General features: G+C 62.4%; 11 protein-coding genes and 3 pseudogenes. 8 read left to right on the top strand and 6 right to left on the bottom strand.

Going from position 1 to position 13,357, the window contains the following annotated elements:
• Nucleotides 1-111 precede the first annotated feature (111 nt).
• The 3 genes and pseudogenes from LDP01_RS04405 to holA all read left to right on the top strand — a co-directional run bounded on the left by LDP01_RS04405 (nucleotide 112) and on the right by holA (nucleotide 3,363).
• Nucleotides 112-648 carry a helix-hairpin-helix domain-containing protein gene (locus LDP01_RS04405; protein WP_224090511.1) on the top strand — a complete coding sequence of 179 codons (537 nt, stop codon included), beginning with the start codon at nucleotides 112-114 and terminating at the stop codon, nucleotides 646-648.
• Complete coding sequence (locus LDP01_RS04400; protein WP_224090504.1) at nucleotides 641-2,509, top strand: ComEC/Rec2 family competence protein; 1,869 nt, start codon at nucleotides 641-643, stop codon at nucleotides 2,507-2,509. Before LDP01_RS04405 ends, LDP01_RS04400 begins: the two co-directional genes overlap by 8 nt.
• A pseudogene (gene holA / locus LDP01_RS04395) lies at nucleotides 2,469-3,363 on the top strand (DNA polymerase III subunit delta). Before LDP01_RS04400 ends, holA begins: the two are co-directional and overlap by 41 nt.
• Before the next feature lie 93 nt (nucleotides 3,364-3,456).
• Here holA and rpsT read toward each other — a convergent pair.
• Both rpsT and LDP01_RS04385 read right to left on the bottom strand, forming a co-directional pair.
• Complete coding sequence (gene rpsT / locus LDP01_RS04390; protein ID WP_223932984.1) at nucleotides 3,457-3,717, bottom strand: 30S ribosomal protein S20; 261 nt, start codon at nucleotides 3,715-3,717, stop codon at nucleotides 3,457-3,459.
• 191 nt (nucleotides 3,718-3,908) lie between these two features.
• Entirely contained in the window at nucleotides 3,909-4,439 is a 531-nt protein-coding gene (locus LDP01_RS04385) for a type II toxin-antitoxin system PemK/MazF family toxin (RefSeq protein WP_346658905.1), read from the bottom strand.
• Between the two features lie 183 nt (nucleotides 4,440-4,622).
• On the opposite strand from LDP01_RS04385, the pseudogene lepA reads away from it, so the two are divergent.
• Together lepA and hemW are read left to right on the top strand one after the other, a co-directional pair.
• A pseudogene (lepA, locus tag LDP01_RS04380) lies at nucleotides 4,623-6,477 on the top strand (translation elongation factor 4).
• Nucleotides 6,478-7,708 (top strand): annotated as a pseudogene (hemW, locus tag LDP01_RS04375) (radical SAM family heme chaperone HemW).
• Nucleotides 7,709-7,738: 30 nt separating this feature from the next.
• On the opposite strand, the gene LDP01_RS04370 reads toward hemW, so the two are convergent.
• Nucleotides 7,739-8,152 carry a DUF4870 domain-containing protein gene (locus LDP01_RS04370; RefSeq protein WP_224090496.1) on the bottom strand — a complete coding sequence of 138 codons (414 nt, stop codon included), beginning with the start codon at nucleotides 8,150-8,152 and terminating at the stop codon, nucleotides 7,739-7,741.
• Between the two features lie 136 nt (nucleotides 8,153-8,288).
• The gene (locus tag LDP01_RS04365; protein WP_224090493.1) at nucleotides 8,289-9,152 is read right to left on the bottom strand and encodes a DUF3097 domain-containing protein; all 864 of its coding nucleotides are present in this window, start codon (nucleotides 9,150-9,152) and stop codon (nucleotides 8,289-8,291) included.
• A 178-nt stretch (nucleotides 9,153-9,330) separates the two neighbouring features.
• Here LDP01_RS04365 and hrcA point away from each other — a divergent pair, with 178 nt between their 5' ends.
• The 3 genes from hrcA to LDP01_RS04350 are packed head-to-tail and all read left to right on the top strand — an operon-like array spanning nucleotide 9,331 to nucleotide 12,293.
• Complete coding sequence (gene hrcA / locus LDP01_RS04360; protein ID WP_224090492.1) at nucleotides 9,331-10,338, top strand: heat-inducible transcriptional repressor HrcA; 1,008 nt, start codon at nucleotides 9,331-9,333, stop codon at nucleotides 10,336-10,338.
• Nucleotides 10,339-10,389: 51 nt separating this feature from the next.
• Nucleotides 10,390-11,517 carry a molecular chaperone DnaJ gene (gene dnaJ / locus LDP01_RS04355; RefSeq protein ID WP_224090489.1) on the top strand — a complete coding sequence of 376 codons (1,128 nt, stop codon included), beginning with the start codon at nucleotides 10,390-10,392 and terminating at the stop codon, nucleotides 11,515-11,517.
• Between the two features lie 2 nt (nucleotides 11,518-11,519).
• Nucleotides 11,520-12,293, top strand: coding sequence for a 16S rRNA (uracil(1498)-N(3))-methyltransferase (locus tag LDP01_RS04350; RefSeq protein ID WP_224090484.1), 774 nt, complete (start codon nucleotides 11,520-11,522; stop codon nucleotides 12,291-12,293).
• A 42-nt stretch (nucleotides 12,294-12,335) separates the two neighbouring features.
• Here LDP01_RS04350 and LDP01_RS23640 read toward each other — a convergent pair whose 3' ends face one another.
• Nucleotides 12,336-12,734, bottom strand: a complete 399-nt coding sequence (locus tag LDP01_RS23640) for a hypothetical protein (RefSeq protein WP_346658904.1) — start codon at nucleotides 12,732-12,734, stop codon at nucleotides 12,336-12,338.
• Between the two features lie 23 nt (nucleotides 12,735-12,757).
• A complete protein-coding gene (locus tag LDP01_RS23635) occupies nucleotides 12,758-13,276 on the bottom strand; it encodes a GerMN domain-containing protein (protein ID WP_346658903.1) in 519 nt (172 codons plus the stop codon).
• Between the last annotated feature and the right edge of the window lie 81 nt (nucleotides 13,277-13,357).

Genomic DNA, 13,357 nt, shown 5'->3' with positions numbered 1-13,357 from the left:
ATTGCGGTGTCGGTCGTTGGTGCCGCCTGCGCGGCGTGGTTCCTTCTCCAGGCGGCCACCGGACAACCCACTACAGAGCCCCTGAGTCAGTCGGTACCGGTCGAGGGAAGCGTGACTGAACCTGACGGGCTGAATTCCAGTGGACCGACGCCGCCGTCTCAAAACACGAAGATGCTGCTGGTCCATGTTGCCGGTGCGGTACAGAATCCCGGTGTCGTTTCGCTTGCAGAAGGAAGCCGGGTCTTTCAGGCGATCGATGCTGCAGGCGGGGCAACCGCCACTGCTGACCTAAACGGCCTTAATCTCGCGGAACTAGTCACAGACGGGGCAAAGATCCATGTTCCGGCTGTGGGGGAGGCGTCCCAGCAGGAGACTTCCCAGGAAACAGGGAGCGGAAACGGCGCAGGTGGGCCGGCAGAGACCCAGGTCAGCCCGGGATCCGGAGGCGCCAAGGTCAACATCAACACTGCCTCCGTGGAAGAGCTCGGGACACTGCCCAGGGTTGGTCCCGTGATGGCCCAGCGCATCGTAGATTGGCGCAAGGAGCACGGAGCGTTTGCCTCAGTGGAAGAGTTGGATGCCATTGATGGCATCGGACCCAAGCTCATGGAGTCGCTCCAGGATTTGGTGACGGTGCAGGGTGGCTGAGGATTCACACGGAAATCCCTTGCTGAGGCGTCTGGATCTCCGTCTGGTCCCTGCCGTTCTTGTCACCTGGGCCGCGGCACTTGCCTGCGGTGTTCTCGCCGCTGCGTGGTCGGCGACTATAGGCGTAGTCCTTGCCGGTGTTGCCAGCGCCTTGCTGCTCTCTTCGCGCCTGCGGGCAACGGGGACATCACGCGCCAGGACAGTTCCGGCCACTCTCGCCTTGGCCTGTGTGCTGGGTGCTGTGGCTGCTGGTCATTGTGCCTTGGCTGCCGGCAAGCGGGACCAAGGCCCCCTCGCCGCAGCCGTCGACGCCCACGCTGGCGTGGTCATCCAGGTCCGGGTCACTGGCAGCCCTTCAGAGGCGCCCCAACCCGGCCACTCCGGCGACACCCGATGGTCGGTTCCGGCCAGCCTGGTCGACCTTACCTCCGGAGGGAATGTCATTCGAGGTTCTGCCTCCCTTGTGGTCATTGGCGACGATGCGTGGCGGGACGTACGCCCGGGACAGCACGTGCGAACAACGGGCACGCTGAAGGAGATCCGGCCCGGACAATCAGAAACGGCGATGCTGACAGCCACCACCGGACCAGTTGTGATGGGCTCTGCCTTCGACCTGCAAGACGTGGCCGCCCAGCTGCGCGGGCACTTACGCGATTCTGCAAGTTGGTTGCCTCCCGATGCTGCCGGTCTGCTGCCAGGAATGGTGACTGGCGACACCAGCGAGCTTTCGGAGAGCCTTGAAGCGGACATGAAGACAACCGGGATGGTCCACCTAACAGCTGTAAGTGGGGCGAATTGCAGCTTAATTTTGGGCGGCTTCATCCTGGTTGCCAGAAGCCTGGGACTGGCTCGTCCGTTCGCTGCCGCTTTCGCAGGGTGTGGGCTTGCTGCGTTCGTAGTGCTGGTAGGGCCGGAGCCCAGCGTCCTGCGCGCGGCGCTCATGGGACTGGTCGGGATGGCTGCATTGACGGGCGGGCTGCGGGGAAGGCCGCTGACTTTCCTATGCTTGGCTACGGTTGTTCTTCTCCTGCTGGATCCCACCCTAGCCAGCAACTTTGGCTTCCTCCTCTCCGTCCTGGCTACGCTTGGCATCGTGCTGCTCGCGGGCCGGATAGCGTCGTGGTTTCCTGACACCATTCCCAAGTGGTTGGCAGTAGGGGTTTCCGTGCCCCTGTCCGCCCAGGTGCTCTGTGGGCCAGTCATCGTTGCACTCCAACCCCAGTTCTCGCCGTATGCACTCCTTGCAAACGTGATGGCTGGTCCGCTCGTGGCTCCCGTGACGATTTTGGGGACCCTGGCCGTGCCGCTCTCCGCGATCCATCCCTGGGCTGCGGCAATCCCCATCGCCCTGGCGGGTGCCAGCGCCAGCGGTGTGGCGGGCATAGCACGGTTCTTTGCCGGACTACCCGGCGCGGCACTCCCGTGGGCGGAAGGTCCGGCGGGCATTGTTGCCATGACCTTTTCCTCGGTGGTCACCATACTCGTTGTCTGGACAGCCCTGCATCCAAGCGGTGTGCTCCGGAGGATCATGGTCCTTCACCACCGCCTGATGGTTGTGTTGGAAAGGCTGGACAACAACGCAAGGTGGCTGCCTGTTCGGGTTGCTGCGCATCCGCCCAGGGTGGGACGAGCCACGCGCGGCCGCCAAGGCATGGCAGACTTGAAGTCTGCAAAAAATCCTCCGGAAGGAACCAACTGTGGCTGCTGCCCAAAACACCCGGGCCAAGAGCGTCGCTGCCAACACCGTCAGTTGGCGGGACGCGACGCCCGCCGCGGTGGTGCTGATCACGGGCCCGGAGGAATACCTCGGTATCAGGGCCATGGACCGCATCAGATCCCTCGTCCGGACGGCAACACCTGATGTTGAACTCAGCAGGCTGAATGCTGGTTCCTACGAGGCCGGTTCCCTGGCGATGACCGTAACCCCATCTCTGTTCGGCGAGGGAAAGCTGATCGAAGTAGAGGGCTTGGAAGCCATGAATGATGCGTTCCTGGCTGACTCTTTGTCCTACTTGTCCCATCCCGAGCAGGATGTGGTTTTGGTGCTCCGCCATGCCGGCGGTGTTCGCGGGAAAAAATTGCTGGACGCCGTGAAATCCGCTGGATGGCCTGTGATCGATTGCCAGCCTCTTAAGAAGGAAGCGGACAAAACTGCGTTTGTTGTCTCGGAGTTCAAAGCCGGTGGTCGCCGGATTGAGGGCGAAGCCGTCCAGGCCCCTCGTCAATGCGGTGGGAGCCAATCTGTCCGAGCTTGCGGCCGCCTGCAACCAGCTGATTGCCGACGCCACCACAGCTGTCACGGCCGAAACCGTGGAGCGCTACTACGGCGGCCGGGTGGAAGCTACGGCGTTCAAGGTGGCCGATGCTGCCATGGCCGGCAACGGACCGGTGGCTTTGTCCACCTTGCGGCATGCCCTGTCCACCGGGGTTGATCCAGTCCCCTTGGTGGCTGCGCTTGCGGCGAAACTGCGGACGCTGGCCAAGGTGGCTGGAGCGAACGGGTCTCCGGCCACCATCGCCAGGAACCTGGGAATGCAGCCGTGGCTTGTGGAGCAGGCCCAGCGCGATGTCCGCCGTTGGACCCCGGAAGGCCTGATCCGCTCCATCCAGGTCATCGCCGAGGCGGATGCCCAGGTGAAGGGTGAGTCGCGTGATCCGGTCTACGCCGTGGAGCACGCGGTCACGGTGATCGCCACGTCGGCCAGCCGTCGCTGAAGCTGGCGCATTCGCGCCGGCTTTCGGTTAAACCCAAAAGGCCGGCACCCGAGGGTGCCGGCCTTTTGATCAGCTCAGTCGAACTGGAAAACCTTAGAGTGCGTTGACCTTCTTGGAGATCGCCGACTTGCGGTTTGCAGCGTTGTTCTTGTGAATAACGCCCTTGCTGACAGCCTTGTCCAGCTTGCGGCTGGCAGCAACAAGTGCAGTTGCAGCAGCATCCTTGTCAGCAGACTCAACGGCGGTGGCAACGGCGCGGATGGCCGTCTTCAGCTCGGACTTGACGGCGTTGTTACGCAGACGAGCCTTCTCGTTGGTGAGGATGCGCTTCTTCTGGGACTTGATATTAGCCACGTATGAACTCTCTTTTTAATGCGGAAATGGTCTAGAGGGTTTTCAGGTTGGCCATCGACTGAGCGGCGTGGGGATGCCTATGGCAGCCAACCATGAGTGGCCGTCGACCTGCACGGACACACAGCTATAAAGGATAGCAGAAAGCGGGGCCCAGTGTGGACCGATTGATCAGCTCCAGCCATGAAGTTCCCTCAGGGACGGGAAACCTCAAGGAACGCCGGCTTGCCGAGGACTGCACCTTCACGACGGATCGCCTCCGGGTTCACCCGGATCACACGGTCAAGTTTGACTTCACTCGGGCGCCCTTGACGGTCCCACTGGCCCACTCCAACATCAACGTAATCCCCGGCGCGCCTGCCGTTGTCGTGGTCCTTGGACGTCAGCATGAGGCCCAGCAGCCACTCGCCATCCCTGCCAACCAACAGCACCGGGCGATCCTTACCCTGCGAGAAATCCTCTTCGAACGGGACCCAGGTCCACACAATTTCTCCGGGATCGGGCCGCCCATCCGGTTTGGGGGAGTAGTGCAGTTTTGCTGCTCCCACGAAGTCGCCGGGGTAGTCGCCCGGGTAGGCAGCCGGTTGAGGCCCGACGGCGGATTGCCGGCTCTTCTGCCTCGGGAAACCAGCGGGAGCGTTGTTCCTGCTATTGGTGCTGCCGCCGCCAAGTGTCTTGAGGGATCGAAGGATGAGTTTGCCCAGTGGGCGCAAGTCCAAAGCCATGCGGACAACGCTACCGCGATGGTCCGGCGAGCGAACGTACGCGGCGCTTCATCGAGACCGGCAGGAATGTACGGGGAACCGCAGGTTCGTGGGAGACTAGAGGATCAGATGCGCGGCGTGTCCCGGCTGGCCTTTGCCCAGCCGGTGGATATGCCGCGTGAGTGTCGACAGTAAGGATCCTGCGTGTCTCCCATGGCCCGCACCGCACCGGTGCCCGCCGCAACAGATCCGGCCATCATCCGGAACTTCTGCATCATTGCCCACATCGACCACGGTAAGTCCACCCTGGCCGACCGCATGCTGCAGTACACCGGCGTCGTTCAACAGCGCGACATGAAGGCCCAGTATCTGGACCGTATGGACATCGAACGTGAGCGCGGCATCACCATCAAGTCCCAGGCAGTACGTATGCCATGGGAACTCGATGGCACCAGCTATGCCCTCAACATGATCGATACTCCTGGCCACGTCGACTTCACCTATGAGGTATCGCGCTCCCTGGCAGCCTGTGAAGGCGCCGTGCTGCTGGTTGATGCAGCGCAGGGCATCGAAGCCCAGACGCTTGCCAACCTCTACCTGGCGATGGAGAACAACCTCACCATCATCCCCGTGCTGAACAAGATCGACCTTCCGGCTGCCCAGCCTGAAAAGTATGCGGCAGAACTGGCCAACCTTATTGGCGGAGACCCGGAAGATGTCCTGAAGGTTTCGGGTAAGACCGGTGTAGGCGTGGAAGCGTTGCTGGACAAGATCGTCCGCGACCTCCCTGCCCCCGTCGGCAATCCCGACGCACCGGCACGTGCCATGATCTTCGACTCCGTCTATGACACCTATCGTGGCGTGGTCACCTACGTCCGCGTTGTGGATGGCATGCTGCATCCGCGGGAACGCATCCAGATGATGTCAACACGGGCCACGCACGAGCTCCTGGAGATCGGTGTGAGTTCCCCGGAGCCTACACCGTCCAAGGGGCCTCGGAGTCGGTGAAGTGGGTTACCTCATCACCGGTGTGAAGGATGTTCGCCAGTCCAAGGTGGGCGATACCGTAACCAACCTCGCCAAGCCGGCATCGGAGTCGCTCAGCGGCTACGCCGACGCCAAGCCGATGGTGTTCTCGGGTCTGTACCCGCTCGATGGAACTGACTACCCTGTTCTCCGCGATGCCCTCGAGAAACTGATGCTTAACGACGCCGCCCTGGTCTACGAGCCCGAGACGTCCGCCGCCCTGGGCTTTGGCTTCCGCGTTGGCTTCCTGGGTTTGCTGCACCTCGAAATCACCCGTGAGCGCCTTGAGCGCGAGTACAACCTGGACCTCATCTCCACAGCTCCCAACGTTGAGTACGAGGTCACGCTGGAGGACAAGAAGGTGGTCCACGTGACCAACCCCAGCGAATATCCCACAGGCAAGATCGCAGAAGTCCGCGAGCCCATGGTGTCCGCTACGATCCTGGCGCCCAACGAGTTCGTGGGATCCATCATGGAGCTCTGCCAGAGCCGCCGTGGCCAGATGCGTGGCATGGACTACTTGTCCGAAGACCGCGTGGAGCTGCGCTACTGGATCCCGCTGGCCGAAATCGTCTTCGACTTCTTCGACCTCCTGAAGTCCAAGACACGCGGTTACGCATCACTGGACTGGAAGGCCGACGGCGAACAGGTCGCGGACCTTGTGAAGGTGGACATCCTTCTCCAGGGCGAGCAAGTGGATGCTTTCAGTGCCATCACCCACCGTGACAAGGCCTACGCCTACGGTGTGATGATGACCGGCAAGCTGCGCGAACTCATCCCGCGTCAGCAGTTCGAGGTGCCCATCCAGGCTGCCATCGGATCGCGCATCATTGCCCGGGAAAGCATTCGGGCCATCCGCAAGGACGTTCTTGCCAAGTGCTACGGCGGTGACATCACCCGTAAGCGCAAGCTGCTTGAGAAGCAGAAGGAAGGCAAGAAGCGCATGAAGATGGTGGGCCGGGTTGAAGTGCCCCAGGAGGCTTTCATTGCCGCGCTGACCACCGACGAGTCCAAGGACAAGGCCAAGAAGTAGATGCCCAGCGTCCTTCCTTTGGGCGACCCGGCACCTGCGGATGGCTTGTTGCCTCCGCAGGTGCTGACCGGCGTCGAGCACCGCAAGTTCGGGCTGTATGTGCATATCCCGTTCTGCGCGGTGCGGTGCGGCTATTGCGACTTCAATACCTATACGGCCACGGAGCTCGGCGGTGGGGCGTCGCAGGATGCTTATGCCCAAACGGCCGTCACCGAGCTGGACTTCGCGGCAACGGCCCTGAATGCTTCCGGCTTGCCGGAGCGGCCCCTGAGCACCGTATTCTTCGGCGGGGGAACACCCACGTTGCTCCCTGCCGAGGACTTGGCACATATCCTGCGCGCCGCCGTCGGGCATTGGGGACTTGAGCCGGGCGCAGAGGTGACCACCGAAGCCAACCCCGACTCCGTGACGCCGGAATCACTCAAGGTGCTCGCTGATGCCGGCTTTACGCGCGTCTCCTTCGGCATGCAGTCCGCGGTGCCGCACGTGCTCAAAGTGCTGGATCGCACCCATACGCCCAGCCGTGTTCCGCTGGTGGTCCAGTGGGCGCGCGAGGCTGGCCTGGCCGTTAGCCTTGACCTCATCTACGGCACGCCGGGAGAGTCGATGGCGGATTGGCAACTGTCCCTTGAGACTGCCCTCTCCTACGAACCCGATCACATCAGCGCGTATGCCCTGATCGTCGAAGACGGCACAAAGCTGGCGGCCCAAATCCGCCGCGGCGAAGTCCCCGGAATCGACGACGACGACCACGCCGCCAAATATGAGCTCGCTGACAAATTGATCTCCGAAGCCGGCCCTGACGTGGTATGAGGTCAGCAATTGGTCGAAAACGCATGAACAAGCCTGCCGCCACAACCTTGCCTATTGGCGGGGCGATGACTGGTGGGGTATTGGTCCCGGCGCCCACTCCCACGTGGGCGGTGTCCGCTGGTGGAACGTTAAGCACCCCACGGCTTATGCCAACAGGCTGGCTGCAGGAGACTCGCCGGCAGCCGGCAGGGAAACCCTCGACGCCGACACCCGGGAAGTCGAGCGCATCATGCTTGAGGCGCGGCTCGGTACAGGGCTAGCGGTGGATGCGTTGGACAAAGTTGGCCGCCATGCGATGGCGGGACTTATCGCTGAAGAGCTGGTGGACCCGGTTGCGGCCTTCAAGGGTCGCCTGGTTCTTACGCTCAAAGGCCGGCTACTGGCGGACGCCGTGGTGCGCAGGATTCTGCCGGACTAACCGTCGGAAGAATCCTGCGGAGGCCCGGGACTACTTAATCCAGCGCAGGTTGAGCTTGTAGCGGTGGGGCTGCCCGTGGTTGACACGAATACCAGCCGAGACTGAGAAGCACGTAAGTGCTACCCAGATGCCCGTGGCGATGACTGCAAAGATATTGCCCACCACTGGAAGCAGAACAAGGATATTCGCCAGGACTGCTGCGAGGGTCGGAGGGAGCGTGAAGTTCAGGGCTTCCTTGGATTCCTGCGCCGTAAACGGCCCGCGATCACGGAAGATCAGATAGATCAGCAGGGAGGGCAGGCATCCCAGAATTCCCCCGAAGTGCGCAAGGGTGGCCCACTGGCGGTCTTCGCTTGCCGTCAGTGGGAGTGCGTTTGCGGGCGCGCCATGGTACTGGGGCTGGCCTGCGGCGCTGCCCGGTTCTTCAGGAGCGTTCTCTGCCACGGTGTCTTCCCTTTGCTGTAAAGATGCTGCAGTGTTGCTGTCCCAGAATACTGGGTTCCGGGTCATCCCGGGACCAACGCCCCGTTACGTCCCCGGGAAAAGTGCGTTCAGGAAACGTAAATTCAGGACAAGACCGTCAGGCAGTGGTGAGGAAATCGATGACTTCCTCCACCCTTCCCAGCAGCGAGGCTTCCAGATCGGCGTAGGTGCGGACCGCACCAAGCAGGCGCTGCCAGCCGAGTCCAATGTCTTCGGCGGTTTCGTGCGGCCAACCGAAAGCGGTCAATATTCCGGTCTTCCAGTCAGTGCCTCGTGGAACGTCCGGCCACCGCTCAATACCCAACACTTTTGGCCGGATCGCTTGCCAGACGTCTACGTACGGATGGCCCACGATCAGCACGTTTCCGGCGGCTCCGGGCACCGTCATGGCTTCTGCGGCGATGCGTGATTCCTTTGAGCCCGCTACCAGATGGTCTACCAGGATCCCAAGCCTGCGGCCGGGCCCAGGGGAGAACTCTGCGATCGCTGACTTGAGATCGTCCACGCCGTGCAGCGGCTCTACGACGATGCCCTCAATGCGGAGATCATCGCCCCAGACTTTCTCCACCAGTTCGGCGTCGTGCTTGCCTTCCACCCAAATACGGCTCGCCTTGGCCACCTGGGCACGCTGGCCCAGGACCCTGACGGACCCGGATGCCGTTCGACCCGGCTGCAGAGATGAACCAGGAGTCGAACCAGGAGCCTTTGTCGCCGGCGGCATGAGGCGGATGGCCTGTCCTTCAAGCAGGAAACCGAATCCGAGCTGGAAGGACTTGGTTTTACCACGCCGGTCCTCAAGGGAGACGATGTGCATTCCCCCCGATTTCTCCACGCGGGTGACTTCGCCCACCCAGCCGGACTGGACGTCTTCAAGGACCATCCCGCGCTGGACGGCTACCTCGGGGAGCTGGCGTTTGGCAGGAGCGGACAGATCCTGCGGGCCCCACGTATCGAAAGCCAAGGACTTCATACCCCTTTGTGCTGGTTGTGCTGGGAATAACTCCCGCGGGCGGTTTCAATGCTAGCAACGTGCTGGCTCATACTAGACTTGTTAGCACTTGGGCATGTTGAGTGCTAAGTATTGGTCCGAAAAGCTATCGGTCCTACACAGGCCGGGACAGTCGTCAGGAGGTGTTGCAATGAGTGAGCCACGCAAGCTTGAAGTACTGCGCGCAATTGTTGAGGATTATGTGCATTCCCGTGAGCCGGTTGGATCCAAGGCACTTGTGGAGCGGCACCATCTCGGCGTTTCAAGCGCCACCATCCGAAACGACATGGCCGTACTTGAAGAAGAGGGCCTGATCGCGGCGCCGCACACCAGTGCCGGCCGGATCCCAACGGACAAGGGCTATCGGCTGTTCGTGGACAGGATCTCGCAGGTCAAGCCGTTGTCCGCCGCGGAGCGTCGAGCCATCCACTCGCTGCTGGAAGGGCCGGACGACCTCGATGACATCCTTGAGCGCACCGTCAGGCTGCTGTCGCAACTGACCAACCAGGTCGCCGTCGTACAGTACCCGCACTCCAACCGCGCACTTGTCCGTCACGTTGAATTTGTCCTCCTGGCGCCCAAGCAGGTGCTGGTGGTACTCATCGCAGATACAGGAAGCGTTGGCCAGAAGGTCATCGAGGCTGGCTCCGATGTCAGCAACGAGGCCTTGATGGCCCTGCGCTCCCGGTTCCTTGGCAGCATCGCGGGAACCCAGCTGGCGCTGCTGTCGCAGGTGCTGCCATCCGTCGTGGCGCTGTGCCCGCCGGACCTTCGCGCACTCGCGCAGCATCTTGCCCATGGTCTCCAGGCTTTGAGCGACACCAGCCGTGAAGAGCGCATCGTCATGGCCGGAACAGCCAACCTTGCCCGCTCCAATGTGGATTTCCCGTTGAGTATCGGGCCAGTGCTGGAAGCTCTTGAGGAACAAGTTGTCATGCTCCGGTTGTTGTCCGATATGGGGGATGATCCCCGCGGCGTGACAGTCAGCATCGGTCGCGAGAATCCTTACGATGGCCTGGCCGAGGCCTCGGTCGTGGCAACGGGGTACGGCTCCGGAGCCAAGGTCGGAATCCTTGGACCAACCCGGATGGACTATCCCACCACCATGGCTGCCGTGCGCGCCGTGGCCCGCTACCTTTCCCGCATTCTCGGCGGCTGACGCCGGCCCCCGAGGTAAGAACCGTTTTACAACAAGGAAGAGATACCGACTTTGAGCAGCCACTATGACGTTTTGGGAGTCTCACCGGAAGCCACCGGGGAAGAGATCAAAAAGGCGTACCGCAAGTTGGCGCGAAAGCTTCACCCGGACGTCAACCCCGGGGAGGATGTCGCGGAGCAGTTCAAAGCCGTGACGCATGCTTACGAAGTGCTGTCCGACCCCCAGAAGCGCCGCGTCTACGATGCCACCGGAAACGAGAATGGCACTGACAACGGCTTTGGCGGCGGCTACTCAGGCCAAGGCTTTGCCTTCCAGGACATCTTCGACACCTTCTTCGGCGGTGCCGGCGGACAAGCGGGACCAGCCTCCCGTGTGCGTCGGGGCCAGGATGCACTCATCAGCGTCCGCATCGACCTCAAAGACGCCGTGTTCGGTGTCAACAAGAAGCTCGAAGTTGATACGGCAGTGGTTTGCCCCACGTGTGATGGCAGCTGCTGCCGGCCGGGCACCCACCCGGAGCGTTGTGACATTTGTGGCGGCAGTGGCCAGGTCCAGAGGGCCGTTCGATCCATCCTGGGCCAGGTCATGACCACGGCCCCCTGTGGTTCCTGCGAAGGCTTCGGTACCGTCATCAAGGATCCCTGCAATGAGTGCAACGGCCAGGGCCGCATCCGTAGCCGCCGGTCCCTCACCATCAAGGTACCTGCCGGTGTTGCCACGGGTACGCGGATCCAGCTCTCCGGCCAGGGCGAAGCAGGACCGGCAGGCGGACCTGCCGGCGACCTCTACGTAGAGATCCGCGTCAACAGTGACTCCACCTATATCCGTGAAGGCGACGATCTGCACGCAACACTGAGCGTTCCGATGACGGCCGCTGCTTTGGGTACGGAACTGAGCCTGGAAACCTTTGACGGGCCCCAGGAGATCGACGTCAAGGCCGGCACCCAGTCCGGCGAGGTCATCACGCTTCGCGGTTTGGGTGTTACCCACCTCAGGGGCTACGGTCGCGGCGATCTCAAGGTGCACCTGCACGTTGAGACGCCGGTCAAGCTGGATCCGGCACAGGAAGAGCTTCTGCAGCAGCTTGCCAAGTTGCGGGGCGAGCAGTTCAGCGAAGGCAAACTCGTGGCCAGCGGCGGCATGTTCGCCAAGCTGCGGGACAAGCTCGGTAACCTGTAGCGGTGAGCAACCCCGTTTTCTTCACGCCTGCCGGGAGCCTGGACGGTGTTGAGCCGGGCGCGTTGTTCGTCATCGACGGTGCGGAAGCCCGGCATGCCGTGACGGTGAAGCGCCTCACCGTCGGTGAGGCCGTGGACATTGCCGATGGCGCAGGAGCCCGCCTGACAGGCACGGTGGCAGAGACCGGCCCTGGAAGTTTGTCCGTCATGGCATCCAGTGTGATTTTCGAGGACCAGCCGGATGTGCGTTTGGTGCTTGTCCAGGCATTGGCCAAGGGTGACCGTGACGAGTTGGCTATTGAAACGGCCACCGAACTGGGCATTGATGCCGTGATCCCTTGGCAGGCCGAGCGATCCATTGTCCGCTGGAAGGGGGATCGCGCTGCAAAGGCCCACGCCAAGTGGCAGTCTGTGGTCACTGCCGCGGCCAAGCAGGCCCGCAGGGCATGGATACCCGAGGTACGTCCCATCCTGGATTCCGCGGCGCTGGCAAAGGCTGTTGCTGCCGCAGACCTGGCTGTGATCCTTCACGAGGACGCCAAGAACCCTTTGCGGACCGTCCTTGAAGCGCCGCTCGTGGCTGAAGGCGGCGGGCTGGGGTCGCCGCGTGAAGTCCTCTTGATCGTGGGGCCGGAAGGTGGCATCTCGCCGCGCGAGGTGACGCGCCTCAGCGACGCCGGGGCGGTCACGGCTCTCTTGGGCCACCACGTCCTGAGGTCATCGACGGCGGGACCCGCCGCCGTCGTACTCGCCTCCGACGTCCTGGGCCGCTGGTAGGTGGTGTGGGCTGGCAGGGGAACTACCCTGGGGACGCTGGCTCTAGCCGACGCTGAAAAGACGCGTATCCGTGGTGGATGTGTCTGCTTGCCCGGAGTCCTGAACCTGGGTCACGCGTAATTCGTATTTCCCTGGTTTCAGGGTTGCGCTGAAGGAGAACACACCGAATTGTCCCGGCTCGCCGGTGGCTTTTGTCTGGCCGGTCAACAGGCTGGTTTTCTCACCGCTGCCGTTGTCCCGGAGAATCTGCCAGCTGACCGGCTTGGAGCTGTCGGTGCTGCGGCCATTGAACTTAACGGCGCCGGCGGGCAGCGAGGTGTCCTCCTGCGGATCGATAATCCACAGTGGCGCAACCAAGGAAGCGTCCCTGGCCATCGGTTGACCGAGCCGCACCTGGCCGAACGCCATGAAATCCGTGTGGCCCTCGACCAGAATGACCACCTGGATTTGCTGCCCTGAATTGATCAGGGCCCCGACGACGACGCCGCTGCGGTGGCCGTGTAGACCAGCTGCTGTACAGCCCGTTGCGCCATACCTGCATCAAGGTTGGAATTGAAGGCGTCCCGCGAGATATCAACCGTGATCACGTTCTTGCCCGAAATGGAGGTTGCCAGGCTGCCTGGGTCCTGCCAGGGTGTGAAGAAGTCGTGGTCCAACGGCTTTTCGGCCATCATGATCCGCAGAGCTGTGGTGACGGGGTTTCCGTCGCCGGAAATGTCCCTGAATTCGCGGTACAGGTAGACGTCTTCCTTACTCCGTCCAATCCAGTAGACCGGGATCTTGGTGGACGCCTGGGTGGTCTCCAGGGGAGCATTGCTGGCCGGAGCTTCCTGGACGCTGACGGGCGGCGCGCTGGAGGTAGCTTGGGTGGGTCCACCGTTGGCGATACAGCCGGTCAGCAAAAGGACAGCAAGCATCGCAGGCGCGGCGACGGCGGACTTTTTCCGCTTTCGCCCGCCGGGCTGATGGCTTACTGACTGCACGATGGGGATTCCTTGCCTTTGCGGCCGGTGGTTGTCGCCGACGCCTCGAACGGGCGTAGTCTGACTACCCGCTCTGCCAGC

The sequence above is a fragment of the Arthrobacter sp. StoSoilB13 genome (assembly GCF_019977255.1).
In the GTDB taxonomy this organism is placed as follows: domain Bacteria; phylum Actinomycetota; class Actinomycetes; order Actinomycetales; family Micrococcaceae; genus Arthrobacter.
Note: the sequence above shows the minus strand (reverse complement) of the source record. Positions and strands in the feature narration are given on the sequence as shown.

Coding starts and splice junctions, on each gene's coding strand:
- LDP01_RS04385 (WP_346658905.1), bottom strand. CDS start 4,439: ATGGCTTTGGACTTGCGCCCACTGGGCAAACTCATCCTTCGATCCCTC.
- hrcA (WP_224090492.1), top strand. CDS start 9,331: ATGAGTGAGCCACGCAAGCTTGAAGTACTGCGCGCAATTGTTGAGGAT.